Here is a 17,888-nt window from a genome sequence, read left to right on the forward strand (position 1 = left end):
GCCGGATCGGCCGCCCCCGCTCGTGTGTGACTGCTAACTGGCGTACGTCTCGAACTCGCCGACTCTCGGCGTACCGCCGGAGCTGTTGATCTTGAAGTTGATCTTCTTCAGCGAGGTCGCGCCGAACGTGATCTGCCCGGCCCCGCTGCCGGAGGCGAGCACCGCGCCGGTGTCGTTGTTGACGAGCTGCCACGACCCGATCGAACCCGAGGTGCCCGACGGCTCGCGGATGACCACGCGGGACACGGTGGTGGCCGAGCCCCACTTGATCGAGACGGTGCCGGTCGACCCGGACGGCGACCAGTACGTGCTCAGGTTGCCGTCGCGCACGTTGCCGTAGCTGGTGCCGTCGGCCTTGCTGGACCCGTCCGCGCCGGCGCCGGAGACGAGGCTCAGGTTGGTCCCGCCGGACGGCGGCGGGGTGGTCGTCCCGGGTGGCGGCGTGGTGGGTGCGGGCGTGGTCGGCCCCGGCGTGGTCGGCGCCGGAGACTGCGGCGTGCAGTTGCCGTCGGACACCCGCAGGCCGGTGTTGGCGCCCGCGGTCTGCCGCACGATGTCCGGCACGCAGCTCGCCGCGTCGAGCCGGTACGAGTACGGGACGCTCACGGTGGTCGTGGAGGTCACGTTCGGGCCCGCGGGGTAGTTGTCGCTGCCGGGCGAGGACCAGGTCACGTTGTCGAAGATGTTGCCGCTGACCTGCCAGGTGCCGCGCTCGCTGGTGTAGAACGTGCCGAGCACGTCCTTGGAGTTGCGGAAGTAGTTGTTGTCCACCTTGGCCCGCGCGCCGGCCCGGGAGTTGATGCCCGACTCGTGCAGCCCGTTGTAGTGGTTGTTGAACATGTGGGCGATGCCGCCGCGCAGCAGCGGCGTACGGGAGTCGATGTTCTCGTACAGGTTGTGCTCGAACGTGATGTAGCCGTTGCCGCGGTCGCTCTCGCTGGACCCGATGAGGCCGCCGCGGCCGGAGTTGCGCAGGATGCTGTACGACAGCGTCACGTACTGGGTGTCGTCCTTCATGTCGAACAGGCCGTCGTAGCCCTCGGACTCCCCGCCGGACGCCTCCAGCGTGACGTGGTCGACCCACACGTTGCGGACGCTGCTCTCCATGCCGATCGCGTCGCCGCCGTTGGAGGTGGGCGAGCCGGACTTCTTGACGTTCCGCACCGTCACATTGCGGATGATGATGTTGCGGGAGTCGCGGATGTGGATGCCGAGCTGGTCGAACACGGCGCCGCTGCCCACGCCGATGATGGTGACGTTGCTGATTTGCTTCAGCTCGATCACGCCGTCGGCGGTGTTGCAGCTCGATCCGGAGACCTTGCTGGTGTTGCCGTGGTTGATGGTCCCGGTCACCTCGATGATGATCGGGGTGCTGCTGCTGGCCCGGCCGCACAGCGCGGCGTGGATGGCGGTGCCGGTGGTGGCGCGTACGGTCTGCCCGCCCGCGCCGCCGGTGGTGCCGCCGTTCTGGGTGGCGTAGCCGGTGGCGCTGCCGGCCGCCGCCGACGCCTGCGGGGACGGCAGCACCACGGCGACGGCGATTCCCACGACCGCCGTGGCCAGTGCCGCGTGGAGTCGCAGCGCGACTGGTCTTCTCATGTCGCCTCATTCCTTTTTCGAGCATGCGGGAATTGCCGCCGAGCAGCGGCAGTCACCGAATGGGAATAATGAGGAGCCGCGACGCGATCAGGCGCGTCGCCGGCGAATGTCGTTCATCTGCGATGCCCGGATCGCACATGAAACATCGATGTAACGCAATCGTATGAAAGCGCTTTCCAGGAAGGCAAGAGCTGGCGTTTGCAGGTTTTTTGCACTGTTCGGGGCGTCCGGGCGCGCGGGGCGGCGTCTTGACGGGGTGCGTGATCGATGGTTGCCTGCACGCCACCCATAGATCGAAGCTCGTCTACCTCATGCCCTCACGAGGAGCGCCCATGCCCCACCCCCGTACGAGCCGCCCGGTGGCGGCGGTCGCCGGCGCGATCGCCGCCGTCCTGGCCGTCTCGCCGGCGCCCGCCGCACCCCTGGCGGAACCGGCTGTCACCGGCAACACGTGGAACGCCGACCTCACGGTCGTCGACTCCGACGACGTCAACGTCCGCTGGTCCGGCGCTGGACTGCGCCTCGCCGGCGCGGCGAGCCGACCGGCCGCCCAGCGCCGGCAGGCGGCCGAGGGCATGCTCGTCACCGCACCCCACCCGCTCGCCGTGCCGGCCAACCGGGTCCGGGCCGACATCGCCGCGACAACCGGCCGGGGCGGCGCCGTCGAGGTGGCGGCGCGCGGCTGGCGGTCGGGCGCGTGGACCGAGTGGCGGTCCGTGTCCGGCGAGGCCGTCTTCGACCAGCCCGTCACCCGGGTGCAGATCCGGGTGGCGCTCACCGCCGAACGGCCGTCCGCCACGCCCACCCTGCGCGGGGTCCGGCTCGTCGCCGACTCGGTCGCCGCCGTCACGGCCGCCACCCCGGGCCTCACCTACCGGGTGTACGCCACCCGGGAGGGCCTGGTCGGCGGCACCACCGCCAACGGGCACGTGATCGTCTCGCGGGACCACTTCGTCGCGCTGTCGTCGGCCCGCGGCCTCGCGCCGAAGAACACCGGCGACTACACCGTCCGGGTCTGCACCACCACCCGCAGCCGCTGCGAGTACGCGCCGGTCTGGGACATCGGACCGTGGAACACCAGGGACGACTACTGGAACCCCAGCAGCACCCGGGAGATGTGGAAGGACCTGCCGCAGGGCCGGCCCGAGGCGCAGGCCGCGTACCAGAGCGGCTACAACGGCGGCCGGGACCAGTTCGGGCGCACGGTGGGCAGCCCGGCCGGCATCGACCTCGCCGACGGCACGTTCTGGGACGGTCTGCTGCTGACCGACAACGCCTGGGTCGACGTCGCCTACCTCTGGACCGGCACCGGCACCCGGGGCCGGATCGGCAGCGGTCCGCTCAACATCCGTTCCGGCCCCGGCACGAGCAACCCCGTCGTCGGCCTGGCCGCCACCTACGCCAACGTGCCGATCGAGTGCTCGGTCGTCGGCCAGTCGGTGAGCGGCCCGTACCGCACCACCACCCAGTGGAACCGCCTCGCGTCAGGACACTTCGTCAGCCACGCGTACGTCTCCGGCGTGACCGGCACCATCGCGCCCTGCTGAGGACGCCCCGCCCGGGGCGGGCCGGGCCGCTGAGGACGGCCCGCCCGGGGCGCGCGCCGGTGTGGTGCCGCCCCGGGTGCGCTGGATGAGCACGACGCAGGCGAGCACCGCACCCGCCACCACCAGCGCGCCGGGCGTGACCGCCTCACCGAGCAGCACTGCCGACCAGATCAGCGTGAGCACCGGCTGGACGAGCTGGATCTGGCCGACCTTGGCGATGCCGCCCCGGGCCAGCCCGGCGTACCAGGCGAAGAAGCCGAGGAACATCGACACCACTGTGAGGTAGCCGAACCCGGCCCAGTTGGCGACGCCGCCCTGCGGAGGGTGGACGAGAGCGGCCACCGCCGTGACCGGCACGGTGACCGGGAGCGACAGCAGCAACGCCCAGCAGATCGTGCGGGCACCGCCGAGTTCGCGGGCCAGTCTGCCGCCCTCGGCGTACCCGAGGCCGCAGAGCACCACGGCGGCGAGCAGGAACACGTCGGCCGCGGACAGCGCGCCGCGCATCGAGCCGCCGGCGGCGAGGAAGGCGAGCACCAGCGCCAGACCGGCGGCGCTGGCAATCCAGAACAGCGGCGGCGGCCGTTCGCCGGCCCGCAGCACCGCGAACACGGCGGTCATGGCGGGCAGCACCGTGACGACCACCGCGCCGTGCGCCGACGTCTGCGTGGTGAGCGCCAGCGAGGTGAACAGCGGGAAGCCGACCACGACGCCGAGCGCGACGATCGACAGCCGTCGCCACTGGTCCCGGGTGGGGCGCGGCGCGCCGGTCAGCCGCAGGTAGCCCCACGCGAGCAGCGCCGCGCCGACCGCCCGTCCGAACGCGACGAACCAGGGGTCGAGTGTGTGCACCGCGACGCGGGTGGCCGGCAGCGACATGCTGAAGGCCAGCACACCCAGCGCACCGAGGGCGATCCCGGCGCCCGGTCTCACCGTTACCGTCGTGCGCGTAGTAGCGCTACTCTGTGCCGTCATGAGCGATGGTAGCGCTATCGACCGTGTGGTCCGGCATCTGGGTGCGCTGGCCGCTGACGCCACTCCCGGCACGCGGCTGCCGTCGGTACGGGAGCTGACCGCGCACCATCACGTCTCCCCCGTGACAGTCGCCGAGGCGACCCGGCGGCTCGTCGCGGACGGGCTGGTGGAGACCCGGCCGGGTCGCGGCGCGTTCGTGGCCGCCCGGCGCGCCGACCCGCCGCGGGCGGACCTGTCGTGGCAGACCGTCGCGCTGGGCTCGCGGCGGGGCGGTGAGGAGGAGATGCAGGCGCTGCTGGCGTTACCGCCGTCGGGCGCGATCCCGCTGACCGGCGGCTATCTGGACCCGGACCTCCAGCCGGCCGCCGCGCTCGGTGCGGCACTCGCCCGCGCGGCCCGGCAGCCCGCCGCCTGGCAGCGCGGCCCGGTCGAGGGGCGCCTCGACCTGCGCGCCTGGTTCGCCCACGAGGCGGGCGGCGGCCTGCGCGCCGAGGACATGGTGATCTGCCCGGGCGGCCAGGCGGCCCTCTCCTCGACGCTGCGGGCGCTCACCACGCCCGGCGACACGGTGCTGGTCGAGTCCCCCACCTACCTGGGCGGGCTCGCCGCCGCGCGCGCCGCCGGGCTGCGGGTGGTGCCCGTCCCCGCCGACACCGACGGGGTACGCCCCGACCAGCTCGCCGCCGCGTTCGCCCGCACCGGCGCCCGCCTGTTCTATTGCCAGCCGCTGTACGCCAACCCGCACGGCGCGACGCTCTCCCCCGCCCGGCGCGCCCAGGTCGCCGACGCGGTCCGCGGGGCCGGGGCGTTCCTGCTCGAGGACGACTACGCCCGCGACCTCACCGTCGACGGCGAGGCACCGCCACCCCTGGCTGCCGACGACCCGGACGGGCACGTCGTCTACCTGCGTTCACTCACCAAGTCCACAGCACCCGGCCTGCGGATCGCCGCGATCGGCGCGCGGGGACCGGCCGGGGCACGGCTGCGGGCCGCCCGCCTGCTCGACGACCTCTTCGTCGCCGGGCCGCTGCAACAGGCCGCCGTGGAGTTCCTCACCGCGCCGGCCTGGGACCGGCACCGCCGTACGCTGCGCGTACAGCTGCGGGCCCGCCGGGAGGCGCTGCTCGCCGCGCTGGACCGGCACCTGCCGTCGCTGGCCCCGCGCGCCGTCCCGCGCGGTGGCCTGCACCTGTGGGTACGGCTGCCCGACGGCACCGACGACATCGCGGTGACGGCGGCAGCCGCCGCGGCCGGCGTCACCGTCTTCCCCGGCCGCCCCTGGTACGCCGCCGAACCCCCCGCGCCGCACCTGCGCCTCACTTACGCCGCCGCCCCACCCGAGCAGATGGACGGGGCGGTCCGCCGCCTGTCCACCGCCCTCCCCCACCGACGAGCCCAGGTCCCGTCCATCCCGGACACTCCGACCCGGGCGACGGAGCCTCCGCCCACATGACGGGAACACCGCGACCGTACGGCCGAGTAGGGTTACCGGTGCCGCTCGCCTCGGGCACAGTGGTCCCGTGAGTGATACTCCACACGGATCCGCCGCGGCGGTTCGGGTGGCCGTGCTCGGCAGACCGGGGCTGTGTCGCACGCTCGTGGCCGGAGTGGTCGCGGCGGCAGCCGACTTCGAGGTGGTGCGGGAGTGCGCCGCCGACCCCGACGACATGTGCCGCCTCGCCGGTTCCCACCCCGATCTCGTCCTGGTCGACCTCACCGCCGAGGACGAGATGTCGACAGTGGTGCCGGCGCTGCGCGCCGCGGTGCCGGACTGCGCGGTCGTGGTGCTGACGGACCGGCCGACGGCCCGGATGCTGCGGTCGGCGCTGCGGCTGCGCGCCCGCGCGGTCGTCGCCAAGGACGTACCGCCGGAGGAGATGCTCGCCCGGCTGCGGGCGGTCGCCGAGGGACGCCGTACCACCGACCCGGTGACCGCGCTCGCCGCCCTCGACACCGTGGTCAACCCGCTCACCGACCGGGAGCGTGAGGTCGCCGCCGTCGCCGCGAAGGGCCTGCCGAGCCGGGAGATCGCCGCGCTGCTGCACCTCGCCCCGGGCACGGTCCGCAACCACGTGTCCAGCCTGTTGCGCAAGACCGGGGGCCGGAACCGGTGGGAAGCGGTGCGGCGCGCGCAGGACGCCGGCTGGATCTGACGACACGCGCGGGCGGGTGTCGCCGAGACAGTGACTTCCCTAAGATTCCTGACGGCTCGTTATCGCATGTTTACGTTACGTCAGGAAGGCGGGGGGCCGTGGCTGGGAGTCGAGATGGTCCGCACGCTGCTCGCCCTCGAGGGACGGCTGGTCCGCGGGGCGCTCGCCCACCTGCTGTCCGCACAGGGCGACATCGATGTCGTCGCTGAGGCGGACACCGCCGACGCCGTCCACGCCGCGCTCCTGCAGGAGCGCCCGGACGTCGTCGTCGTGGACGTCGACGTCGTACCGGTGGAGCGGTTGGTCCCGCTCGCGGCCGCGGCCGACGACAACCACGGCGGCCGGGTGCTGGTGCTGGTGGACCGGCGTCACGCCGCACGGATGCGGGCGGTGCTCGCCGAGCATCACGGGTGGATCGGCTTCCTCGATCGCGACGTGCCACCGGAGCGGATCGCCGACGGGGTCCGGCAGGTCGCCGACGGTCAGCCGGTGCTCGACCCGGACCTGGTCGTCGCCGCGCTCGACGTCGCCGACGATCCGCTGACCCCACGCGAGCGGGAGGTGCTCGACGTCGCGGCCGAGGGCCTCCCGGTGCGGGAGATCGCCCAGAAGCTGGGCGTCTCACCCGGAACGGTCCGCAACCACCTGTCCCACGTCATGGCGAAGACCGGGGCGCGGACCCGCCTGGAAGCCGTGCGGCTCGCCCGCGAGTCCGGCTGGATCTGACCCGCCGCCCGCCCAGTGGCCCACCAGTTCCCGGTAGGCCGCCGAGACGGCCAGCAGTCCCCGGTGACTGTCCAGATGGGCGTGCCCGCCGTCGAGCAGCAGCACCCGGCGGGCACGTGCCGCCGAGCTGATGCGGTGCGCGATCACCACGAGGGTGCCGGGTCGGGCGGCGAAGGCCGCTTCCAGGCGCGCCTCGGTGGCGGGGTCCAGATGGCAGGTCGCCTCGTCGAGGATGACCAGCGGCGCCGGCGACAGCCAGGCGCGGAGCAGGGCCACCTGCTGGCGCTCCCCGGCGGACAGGTCGGCCGCCCGCAGCGTCGCGTCGAGGCCGCCGAGCCGGGCCAGCAGGTCGGCCAGCCCCAACCGGTCCGCCGCCCGGAGGACGGCCGCGTCGTCGAGGCCGGGCCGCAGGTAGCGAAGATTGTCCCGGACCGTGCCGGTGAACACGTACGCCTCCTGCGGGATCAGCACCCGGTGGGCCGCCAGCTCGGCGGCGCCCGCCTCGGCGGTCGACGTCCCCGACACGTGGACCGAGCCCGACTCCGGACGCAGCACCCCGGCCATCAACCCGGCGAGAGTGGACTTGCCGATTCCGCTCGCACCGACGATCGCCAGGTGATCGCCGGCCGGCACGGTCAGGTCGAAGCCGTCCAGCACCGGCTCGGCGTGCGGCCCGTACCGGAAGGTCACCGCCCGTAGCGACAGCGCGGGTGCGGCCGGGTCGCGCGGCGACGCGACCGCCGCGCCCTCCGACCCCGGCGGGGGTACGCAGGTGCGCAGCAGCCGGTCCAGGGTGACCACGAAGCGGAGGCCGCCGGCGGCCACCCCCTGGAACAGCGTGTGCAGCGCCGGCTGGATGCCACGGACGACGTAGACCAGCGCCCCGAGCAGCGCCCCCGGCCCGAGGCCCTGCCGCAGCAGCCACGGGCCGGCCAGCAGCAGCAGCGGCACCGGGAGCCAGCCACCGACGGCCAGGCTCAGGCTCCGCGCGGCAGCCATGACGGCCAGGCGCCGCTCCACCCGGGCCTGCACGTCGACGTGACCCCCGAGCCAGCCGACGACCCGGTCCCCGGACCCGCTCACCGTGACGTCACGATGGCCGGCCACCGCCACGATCGCGTCCCGGCCGAGCCGCTCGCCGGCCAGGACGTACTCGCGCTGGCGGGCGACCATCGCCGGCAGCGCCGCCGCGAAGAGCAGGAGACCGGCCAGCACCGGCCCGGCCACCAGCAGCGCGACCGGGGCGGCCAGGGAGAAGAGGCCGACCACGGCGGCCCCGGCGGCGAACACGAAGCCCCGGACCACCATCATCAGGCCGGCCCAGGTGTCCCGGACCATCTCCACCTGGTGGGTCAACCGGGTCACTGCCGCGTCGTCGGCCCGACCGTCCGTCGCGCCGGCCAGCGCCCCCGCCACCACCCGCCGCAGCAGGTCGTCGCGGAACGGCTCCACCACCTCACCCAGCAGCCCGTACGCCTGCCGGGTGCCGAGCGCGCCGACGAGCACCGCGACCGCCAGCAGCCCCAGCCAGAGCAGCCCGACGCCTGGCCGGCCGGCCAGGAAGCCGTCGTCCACGGCACGGGCGGTCAGCAGGCCGGTCAACGCCGCCGGCAGCGCCTCGGCCAGCGACCAGCCGGCCAGGCGCAGCAGCGGCCCACGCCGCGCCGACAGCGCGGCGCGGACGGTCGCGCCCACCGAGGTCACGACCGGAACACCGCCCGGTAGGCCGGATCGGCCCAGAGCACCTCGTGCGGGGCCACCGCCCGCACCCGGCCGCCCTCCACCCAGGCCACCAGGTCCGCGCGGGCCGCGGTGCCGACCCGGTGGCTCACCACCACCCGGGTACGCCGGTCGTCCGGGCCGGTGAGCGCGCCCACCACCTTGTGCTCGGTGACCGTGTCCAGGCTGGACGTCGCGTCGTCGAGGATCAGCAGCCGCTCGGCCCGCAACGCGCGGGCCAGGCCGAGGCGCTGCCGCTCCCCGCCGGAGAGGGCCAGCCCGGCCAGCGGGGTGCGGTATCGCTCGGGCAGCAGCCGCACCACGTCATGGACCTGGGCCCCGCGGGTTAGCGGCACCGGGTCGGCGCCGCAGCCGACCGCCGCGCCGACGGTCTCCCCCACCAGCACCGGCCGCTCGAAGCCGTAGCCGACCGCCCGGCCCAACGCCGCCGGCGTCAACTGGCGCAGCGGCACACCGTCCAGGCGTACCTCGCCGGCGTCCGGGTCCCGCAGCCGGCCGGCCACTGCCGCGAGCAGGGACTTGCCGGCACCGGACGGGCCGACGACGGCGAGCAGCGTCCCGCCCGGCACCCGCAGGTCGACCCGGTCGAGCAGCGGCCGGCCGTCGTCACCGCGGACCTGCACCCCGCACAGATCCAGCCGCCCTGACCCGGGCGGCAGGTCCCGGGCACCGTACCGGCGGGCCGGTTCGTCGAGGATCTCGGCGGCCCGGGCGCAGCCGGCGCGTACCCGCACGGCGGTGTTGACAGCGGCGATCGCGGCGCCCAGCCCGGCGCCGATCGCCGCGTACTGGAGGGCGGCGAGCAGTTCCCCGGGGGTCAGCCGCCCGGCCGCCAGCGACCACCCGCCGACCGCCACGACCGCCAGTTGCAGCAACGGGTTCAGCAGCGCGCCCCGGGCGGACGCCCCGGCCAGCACCCGCCAGGTGCGTACGCCGTGGCGGTGCAGCTGCGGCAGCGGAGCGAGCACCCGGTCGACCTCCCGCTCGGCGGTGCCGGCGGCGGCGATCGTCCGCGCGCCGGCGAGCGCCTCGACGAGCCGCCCGGCCAGATCCCCCTGCGCCCGCTGGTAGCCGGCGACCGCGTCCGACGCCTCGCTGACGAAACGCCGCAACAGCAGTGCCAGGAGCAGCAGTCCCACCACGAAGGTCAGGCCCAGCCAGGGGTCGATCAGGGTCAGCGCGACCAGGCTGCCCAGCGGTGGCAGCAGCACGCTGCCGGCCAGGACGACCGTCGGCGCGGCCTGCCCGGCGTCGGCGACCTGCCCGACCAGCCGGCCGACCAGGTCGCCCACCGGCCGGCGGGCCGCGGTGCGCGGATCGAGCGCGAAGAGGTGCCGGATCAGGGCGTGCCGCAGCGAGGCCACCGAGCGGGCCCCGGCCACGCCGCTGCCGAAGTCACTGGCCGCCCGCGTGCCGATGAGCACCAGCACCAGCGCGGCGACCAACGCGATCCACCGGCCGGACGACGACTGCGGCGCGGAGCCGACCACGGCGTCCACGGCGCGCCCCAGGACGGCGGGGAGCGCCAGTTCGGCCGCGGCCTCCACCACGGCGAGCACCGCCAACGTCGGTGTCCACCACCCGGCGAAGGACACGGCGCGCAGCGCGAGCCGGTCGGCGGGGGTCATCGGTCCTCCCAAGGCCGCGGGCCCCGGGCCGGCTCACGCCGGTCCGGGGCCAAGCGACTGATCGTCAGTTGCAGGTGGTGACGCTCAGCGAGCTGTCGCCGCAGAGCAGCAGGCTGGCGCGGCTGCCACCGCCGGTACGCTCGGCGGCCGGCAGTTCCATTCCCTGGAGGTCGAGCAGAGCCATGTCGCTTCCTCACTTCTCTCGTGTGACGTTGACGTCGGTGTTCGGACGGATCACTTGCAGGTGGTGACGCTCAGCGAGCTGTCGCCGCAGAGCAGCAGGCTGGCCTGGCTGCCACCGCCGGTACGCTCGGCGGCCGGCAGCTCCATCCCCTGGAGATCGAGCAGAGCCATGTCGATTCACCTCCTTCCGGTCACGTCGGTGCGGGGTCGCCCCGGGGAAGCCGGGGGGTCGGTGGCCGTCCGGTCCGCGCCCGCGACGCGCGTCGCGTCGGGCAGCGGGGTCAGGAACGGCAGGTGGAGCGCGTCGTCCGGCCGCGTCGCGGCGAGCGCGGCGAGTACCCCGGCGGTGCCGGTGGCCAGGTCCATGGAGAGCCGCAGGAGCTGGTCCCCGGGGAAGGCGGTCCGGTCCCGGTACGGCAGGGCGTGCCAGCCGAGCAGCCGGGCCTGCTGTCGGGCCGCGTCCCGCTCGCCCCGCTCGGCGAGGTACGCGACGACCCCGGCGCGGCCGGCGAAGAGGCCGGACTGCGCGTAGAACGGGGAGTCGGCGCAGCGGCGGATCGCGGCCGCCTCGTCGCGCAGGTCGTCGTCGGGCCGGTGGTGCAGGTACTGGTCGAGCACCAACCCGATCCCGACGCTCCCCTCGGCCAGGTAGGGCATGGTCCGCCAGCCCTCGTTGACCTCAAGGTGCCCGGCGTCGCGCCGGACGCAGCGGCGCAGGTCCTGGCGCAACGCGATGCGCGCGTGGTCGAGCAGGTCGTCGTCGCCGTACCGCTCGTACATCCGCAGCAGCATCAGCGCCACGCCGGCTCCGCCCCGGGCCAGCCCCGCGTACGGGTGCCGCCCGCCGCTGATCTCCGCGACCGAGTCGACGTCGCCGAGCCGGCCCACCACCACCTCGACGGCCCGTCGGGCGGCGTCGGCGTAACGCCGTTCGCCGGTGCGCGCGGCGAAGTGCGCCAGGTTCAACGCGATGCCGGACAGCCCGCCGGTCAGGTCGTCGCGCAGCTCCGTCCAGGGCTGGTCGAGGCACAGGTCGAGCAGGCGCGCCGCCTCGTCCCGGTGACCGAGCAGGTCCAGCACGTACGCGATGCCGTGCAGCCCGTCGTAGAGGCCGAGCCGGCTGCCGGAGGCGGGGCGGCGTGCCCGGTCGATCAGCCACCGTTCGTGCGCGGGGTCGGTGCCGGCGCCGCTGACGTGCAGCGTCCAGAGCACCCCGGCCGCGCCGTACGCCAGGTTGAGCCCGCCGTCAGCGCCGGCGAACTGGCGGATGTCGCCGGGGAAGAGCCGGTCGTCGCGGTCCGGGGTGGCGCTCGCGGTGATCGCCTCGGCAAGCCGGTCGCGCAGGCCGGGCCAGTCGTCCGGGTCGATCGTGACGGCGCGGCGCAGGTCCGCCCGGCGTCCGCCCACGATCACCTCGACCGCCTCGTCCAGCAGTTCGCGCGGCACCGGGAAGTTCTCGGCGACCACGTCGGCCAGGTGCGCCGCCTTGGCCGGGACCAGCCGCAGCATCGCGGTCAGCGGTAGGAACAGGGCGAGGCGCAGGCAGGCCAGGGCGTACCGGTCGACGTCGACGCCGGTGCGGTCGCGCGGCGCGGCGAACGCCTGGTTGCGCAGCGCGGGCCGGGTCGCCTCGGCGACGTCGGTGGCCACCTCGAAGTCGATGAGCGTCACCGCGCCGTCGTCGCCCACCATCACGTTGAACATGTGCAGGTCGCCGTAGACGACGCCGTGCGCGTGGATGGCGGCGACCGCCTCCGCGACCTGGCGGTGCACGTCGAGCGCCCAGCGGGTGTAGTCGGCCCGGTCGGCGTCGGCGTCGGCGTGGACCAGCGGGTACCGCTCGACCACCACCTGGTTGAGCGGCCGCCCTTCGACGAAGACCAGCGCGAGGAACTCGTGCCCGCCGAAGCTCAACTCGTCGTGCACCCGCACCAGGTGCGGCACGTCGGCCAGCCGGCGCAGCGTCTCCGCCTCGCGGCGCAGCCGGGTCACCGCATCGGTGCCGGTCGCGTCCAGGCCGGCGTGCGGGCGGGCCTCCTTGAGCACCACCCGCCGCCCGGTGCGCGTGTCGCGAGCCTCGTACAGGCCGCCGCCGTTGGAGAAGTGGATCACCTTCTCGATCCGGTACGGCAGGTCGGTCGTCGTCGCCGCATTGCGGGCGGCCAGGTGCGGGGCGAGGAAGTCGGGCAGGGTCACCCACTCCGGCACGTGGAACACCGGGTCCCGCCGGTCGGGCACCAGGACGCCGTCCGGGCCCTCGATCGCCGGCACCGTCTGGCCGTCCGCGGAGACGCAGTAGCGGGCCGCGAAACCGCCGTAGCGGACGTGCACCGGGCCGTCGCCGTAGCGCAGGTCACTGAGGATGTACGGCCCCGGCTCACCGGCGAGCAGGTCGGCAAGTTCCTTGGCGGTCAGCTCCAGCTCGGCGTCGTCGCGGGGGTAGACGGTGACGAACTTCCCGCTGGCGGCGCGCCGGGCGTACTTGCTGTTGCGCATGAGCAGCAGGCGCGGGCCGCGCAGATGCTTGAACGGGATGCCCCGGGGCCGGCAGTAGTCGGCCACCCGGGCCAGCACACGCTCGGCGTTGTCCAGCCGGGCGGACACGTGAATCTTCCAGCCCTGCGCGGGGAGGGATCCGCCGACCGGTCCGTGGATCATCCAGTCGTCCTTGACCTCGCACTCCCAGCCCTGCGGCACCGGACCGGTGAGGTAGCCGCCGGCCTCGGTCGTGGTGCCGGCCAGCGAGTCGTAGAAGAGCGGATCGACCGCGCAGTACGAGTCGTACCGTTCGTCCATGTCGGGTGCCTCCACCGGCTGATCGGTTGACGTCAATCCTGCGGATGGCGGAGTCGCGGGCACAGTGCGATGAGTCACGACGGGACGGTGAGTTCCGCACTGCGAAGTCGTGACAAAAGCGGAGTTTGAATTCGCGAACCCGGGTTGACCAGTGCCGAACCTCCACGGGTGTGAAGAAAGGGCCCCCTCAATGCCGGAGGCGTTGAGGGGGCCCCTTCTTTCCATCTCAGTCGCGGGTGATGGTGAACGTGCTCGTGGTGTTGCGGATGTCCTGGAAGTTGTCGCTCAGGCGGAGGTTGGTGAACCTCGCCGACCCGACAGCCGGCCCCTGACCGGCCTCGGGCATCTCGTTGACCCAGATGCCGAAGCCGGACTTCGCGTCGAACGCGTCACCGCTGCGCCGCGCACCGGAGATCGACACGTTCGTCAGCACCGTGTCGGTGATCGGGTTCTCCGGCTGGCTGCCGTTGTACTTGGTCTGGAACATGATCCCCGAGTACGTCGGATCGACGATGTCCACGTCGCTCACCCGGATGCCGCGGAACTCCTTCGACGCCGAGAACAACCACATCGCCGGGAACGTCTGCGCGCCCCAGAAGTGCCCGCCGGAGCGGATCAGCGAGATGTTCTCGAACCGGGTGGGCGGGCTGGCGCCGAACCCGACGAACGGGTAGCCGAAGTCCAGCGAGCTGATCGTGATGCCCGAGTACGTGAGCTGGTCGGCGATGTAGAGGTTGCGGAACACGTTGTCGTAGCCGCCGTACACCGCCAGCCCGGCCGCCCGCCAGGTCAGCGTCGCGGTCAGGTTCTCGAACACGTTGCCGTGGTTGCCGCCGGAGCCGCCCTGGTCGGTGGCCGAGAACAGCGCGAACGCGTCGTCGCCGTTGGAGCGGCCCTCCGAGTTGGTGACCAGGTTGTTCGTGCTGCCGTTGGTCATGTTCACCGCGTCGGCGAAGGTGTTGCGGAACCGGCTGTCCCGGATGGTCAGCCCGTCCACGCTCACCCCCCAGTACGCGCAGACGGTGTGCTCCACCCAGACGCTGTCGAGCGTCAGGTCGTCCACGTCCTTCAGCTCGCCCCACACCTTGCCGGGACCGTCGATCCGGTTGGTGTAGTTGCCGAAGAACGCCAGGTGGGCGAACGTGGAGCCGCTGGCCGAGGATTCGACCCGGAAACCGGCGTCGGTGTTCTGCTGGTTGCGCGGCGTCTGGAACCGGGTGTACCACATGCCGGCGCCGACGACCTTCACCGCCTTGCCGTACACCTGGAACTTCTGCGCCGTCTCGTACGTGCCGGCGGGCAGGTAGACGCCGACCAGCGTGCCGGTGGTGTCCATCCGTACCGCGTCGAGCGCGTTCTGCACGTCGGCGTGGCTGAACCCGGTCGGCACCCTGTAGCGGGCCGGGTCGGGGTTGGCGCGCGGCGACACCAGTTCGGTGTCGACGAAGTCGATCGCGTACGTGGTGGTGTTCGCCGGGTCCTTCTGGAGCCGGATCCGGCTACCAGCCGGGACCGTGGTGTCGAGCAGCACGTTCGCCTCGTCGTACAGGTGCCGGGGCGCGCCGGCGCTCGGCGAGTCGCTCGGCCCGGCCTCGGCGCCGTAGAGCCAGATGTGCTTGGAGGTGAGGCTCATCGGCTTGTGCAGCACGCCGTTGACGTAGACGTTGATCGTCGAGTCGATCCCGCCGCCGCCCGGCGCGTCCGGGATGGAGTAGCGGGCCACCAGGGCGTTGGCCGCCGAGCGGGTGGTCCACTCGACGTACGCGCCGGTGGTGTTGAGCGTGACCGCGCGGCGGCCGGACGCCTCCCCGGCGAGGTCGCCGATGGTGCGGTTCGGGCCGATCACCTGCGCGCCGCCGCCGGTCGTGCCGTCCTCGGCCTCGTAGGCGTCGTACGGCAGGTTGGCCCCGCGGCCGACGAACAGCGACCGGTCGCTGGAGTTGTTCTGCCGCTTGACCGGCAGCTCGTTGGCGTCGTCGGCGACCACCACCCGCACCGTGTACCGGCCGTTGGCGGCGGTCCAGGTGCCCAGCGACACCGGGCCGGCGGTGGCCCCGGCGGCGATCGTGCCGCTGTACGAGCCGGTGAGCGTGCGCACCACCGCGCCGGACTGGTCGCGCACCGTCAGCGTGATGCCGTGCGCGCCGCTGGCCGACGCGATGGTGCCCTGGTTGCGCAGCGTCACCGCGAAGGAGACGGTGGCGCCGGCGCTCGGCGTGCCGGGTGACCAGGTGACGGCGGAGGCGACCAGGTCGGAGCTGGCGACCGGGCTGACGGTCAGCGCGGTCGGGCTGGTGTAGGAGTTGTTCGCCTCGTTCTGCTCGATCACCGCGTTCGACTCGTCGACCTTCGCGGTGAGCGGGTAGCTGCCGGCGTCGCGTACCCCGATGTCGGCCGAGACGGTGCTCGACGCGCCCGCGGCGAGCACGCCGACGGCGGCGGTGCCGACCTTCGTCGTACCCAGGTAGAGGGTGACGGCGGTGGCGGCGGAGGTCGCGGTGCCGGCGTTGCGCACGGTGGCGGACAACGTGATCGCGTCGGTCTCCACCGGCGCGGACGGCGAGGCGGTGACCGCCGTGACGGTGAGGTCCGGGTTCGGCGCCGGGACGCCGATGACCTGGAGTTCGGCGACCTGCCCGTTGGATGAGCCGGAGTTCGCGGTGAACTGGAGCCGGACGTCGGCGGCGGTCGCGGAGACCGGGACGGTCACCGTGTTGGCGCTGTTCGGGTTGAAGGAGTACGTCGCGAAGCCGGCCAGGCTGGTGAAGCCGGACGCGGACTGTTCCCGGCCGAGGACCTGGAACGTCTGGGTGCGCGCGCCCCACGCCGGGTCCGGGTTGAGCTTCACCACGACGGCGCTGATGCTCGCGTTCGCGCCGAGCGCGACGGTCAACGTGCTCGGGTACGCGCCGGGCGCGCCCTCCCAGTACGTGGAGACGTCGTTGTCGACGGCGTTGGCGGCGGCGAACACGTGCACCATCGACGACGCGGTAGCGGGCTTGCCGACCGCCAGGTTGGTGCCACCGGACGTGCTGCCGGTGCGGGTGACGGTGTTGCTGTTCGCGGACACGTTCCCGGCGGCGTCGCGGGCCCGGACGTGGTACGAGACGGTGGCGCTGTCCGGCTGGCTGTCGGTGTACGTGATCGTGGACCCGCTCACTGTGGTGCGCAGCGTGCCGTTGGCGTACACCTCGTAGCCGGTGACGCCCACGTTGTCGGTCGACGCGGTCCAGGTCAGCCGGATCTGCCCGCTCCCCGGCTGGGTGTAGGCCAGGTTGCCGGGCGCGGTGGGCGCGACGGTGTCGCCGGTGTTGCCGGTCCGGGTGACCGTGTTGCTGTTCGCCGACACGTTCCCGGCCGCGTCGCGGGCCCGCACGTAGTAGGAGACGGTGGTCCCGGCCGGCTGGGTGTCGGTGTACGTGAGCGTGGTGCCGCCGACGCTGGTGCGCAGCACACCGTTGGCGTACACGTCGTAGCCGGTGACGCCCACGTTGTCGGTCGACGCGGTCCAGGTCAGCCGCACCTGGTCGGTGGCGGGCTCGGTGAACGCGAGGTTGCCCGGCGCGCCCGGCGCCTGGGTGTCGCCGGTGACCGGGCCGTAGATCTCCAGCTCGGCGAGCTGCCCGGCGGGCCAGGCGCTGTTCGCGGTGAACAGCAGCCGCAGGTAGCGGGTGGACGCGGTGGGCACCGTGACAGTCACCGTGTTGCCGCCGCCGGGGTCGAACGCGTACGACGCGGACCCGACGAGCGTGCCGAACGTGGAGCCGTTCGTGCTGCCCTGCACGGTGATCGTCTGGGTGCGGGCGCCCCAGCCGGACGGCAGCCGCAGCACGAGCCGGTTGACGCTGGTGGCGGCGCCCAGGTCGGCCTGGACCCACTGCGGGAACGCGTTGTTCGGGCTCTCCCAGTAGGTGGCCGCGTTGCCGTCGTTGGCGTTGCCCGCGCCGTACACGTCGGCGTGGCCGCTCTCGGTCATGGTCCGGCCGAGCGCCAGGTTGGTCGAGGAGGTGGCCGCGCCGTACACCTCCAGCTCGGCGAGCTGCGCGGCGGTCCAGCCGGTGTTCGCGGTGATCACGACCCGCAGGTAGCGGGCGTTCGCGGCGGTGAAGCCGAGCGTCACGGTGTTGGCGGCGGCCGGGCTGAACGTGCGGGCGGCGGACGCGACGACAGTGGTGAAGCCGCTGCCGTCGGCGCTTGCCTGCACGGACAGCGTCTGGGTGCGTGCCTCCCAGGCCGCCGGGAGCTTCAGCACGACCTGGTCGACGGCGCGGCTGGTGCCGAGGTCGACCTGCGCCCACTGGGGCAGCGCGCCGCTGCTCTCCCAGTAACTGCCCTGGTTGCCGTCGGTCAGGTTGGCCGCGACGTAGGGGCCGTTGACGCTGCTGGCGGTGGCGGTACGCCCGGCGGCGAGGTTCGGGCCGCCGGCGGCGAGGGCCGGTGGGGCGGGGGCCGCGGTGACGACCAGGCCGACCGCGGCGAGCACCGCGACGATTCCGGTACGGAGTCTGGACATGGTGGACGGACACCTTCTTCCCGGGGGA

General features: G+C 73.6%; 12 protein-coding genes. 4 read left to right on the forward strand and 8 right to left on the reverse strand.

All coding sequences use genetic code 11. From position 1 onward, the window contains the following. Window positions 1–33: 33 nt before the first annotated feature. Window positions 34–1,599: a pectate lyase family protein gene (locus tag ACN27C_RS25260; protein WP_030275171.1), complete on the reverse strand. Its 1,566-nt coding sequence runs from the start codon at window positions 1,597–1,599 to the stop codon at window positions 34–36. 332 nt (window positions 1,600–1,931) lie between these two features. On the opposite strand from ACN27C_RS25260, the gene ACN27C_RS25265 reads away from it, so the two are divergent. After that, window positions 1,932–3,146, forward strand: a complete 1,215-nt coding sequence (locus ACN27C_RS25265) for a hypothetical protein (RefSeq protein ID WP_422748567.1) — start codon at window positions 1,932–1,934, stop codon at window positions 3,144–3,146. Here ACN27C_RS25265 and ACN27C_RS25270 read toward each other — a convergent pair. Further along, entirely contained in the window at window positions 3,084–4,079 is a 996-nt protein-coding gene (locus tag ACN27C_RS25270; protein ID WP_422748569.1) for a DMT family transporter, read from the reverse strand. The genes ACN27C_RS25265 and ACN27C_RS25270 overlap by 63 nt on opposite strands. 40 nt (window positions 4,080–4,119) lie before the next feature. On the opposite strand from ACN27C_RS25270, the gene ACN27C_RS25275 reads away from it, so the two are divergent. From ACN27C_RS25275 to ACN27C_RS25285, 3 genes are all read left to right on the forward strand, one after another. Next, entirely contained in the window at window positions 4,120–5,574 is a 1,455-nt protein-coding gene (locus ACN27C_RS25275) for a PLP-dependent aminotransferase family protein (protein ID WP_422748571.1), read from the forward strand. A 67-nt stretch (window positions 5,575–5,641) separates the two neighbouring features. Beyond that, complete coding sequence (locus ACN27C_RS25280) at window positions 5,642–6,274, forward strand: LuxR C-terminal-related transcriptional regulator (protein WP_422748573.1); 633 nt, start codon at window positions 5,642–5,644, stop codon at window positions 6,272–6,274. A gap of 114 nt (window positions 6,275–6,388) precedes the next feature. Beyond that, window positions 6,389–7,000 (forward strand): response regulator transcription factor, encoded by a 612-nt coding sequence (locus tag ACN27C_RS25285; protein WP_422748575.1) that lies wholly within the window; start codon window positions 6,389–6,391, stop codon window positions 6,998–7,000. Here ACN27C_RS25285 and ACN27C_RS25290 read toward each other — a convergent pair. From ACN27C_RS25290 to ACN27C_RS25315, 6 genes are all read right to left on the reverse strand, one after another. Beyond that, window positions 6,896–8,704 (reverse strand): ATP-binding cassette domain-containing protein, encoded by a 1,809-nt coding sequence (locus tag ACN27C_RS25290; protein WP_422748577.1) that lies wholly within the window; start codon window positions 8,702–8,704, stop codon window positions 6,896–6,898. The genes ACN27C_RS25285 and ACN27C_RS25290 overlap by 105 nt on opposite strands. Then, on the reverse strand, window positions 8,701–10,368 hold the full coding sequence (locus ACN27C_RS25295; RefSeq protein ID WP_422748579.1) for an ABC transporter ATP-binding protein: 1,668 nt from the start codon (window positions 10,366–10,368) through the stop codon (window positions 8,701–8,703). The genes ACN27C_RS25290 and ACN27C_RS25295 overlap by 4 nt, the downstream gene beginning before the upstream one ends. Window positions 10,369–10,432: 64 nt before the next feature. Further along, window positions 10,433–10,552 carry a SapB/AmfS family lanthipeptide gene (locus ACN27C_RS25300; RefSeq protein WP_088647629.1) on the reverse strand — a complete coding sequence of 40 codons (120 nt, stop codon included), beginning with the start codon at window positions 10,550–10,552 and terminating at the stop codon, window positions 10,433–10,435. Window positions 10,553–10,602: 50 nt separating this feature from the next. After that, the gene (locus ACN27C_RS25305) at window positions 10,603–10,722 is read right to left on the reverse strand and encodes a SapB/AmfS family lanthipeptide (protein WP_088974649.1); all 120 of its coding nucleotides are present in this window, start codon (window positions 10,720–10,722) and stop codon (window positions 10,603–10,605) included. 6 nt (window positions 10,723–10,728) lie between these two features. Next, window positions 10,729–13,347 carry a class III lanthionine synthetase LanKC gene (gene lanKC, locus ACN27C_RS25310; protein ID WP_422748582.1) on the reverse strand — a complete coding sequence of 873 codons (2,619 nt, stop codon included), beginning with the start codon at window positions 13,345–13,347 and terminating at the stop codon, window positions 10,729–10,731. A 226-nt stretch (window positions 13,348–13,573) separates the two neighbouring features. Then, entirely contained in the window at window positions 13,574–17,860 is a 4,287-nt protein-coding gene (locus tag ACN27C_RS25315) for a discoidin domain-containing protein (protein ID WP_422748584.1), read from the reverse strand. Window positions 17,861–17,888: the final 28 nt, after the last annotated feature.

This window comes from Micromonospora sp. WMMD1219 (assembly GCF_049315215.1).
GTDB lineage: Bacteria > Actinomycetota > Actinomycetes > Mycobacteriales > Micromonosporaceae > Micromonospora > Micromonospora tulbaghiae.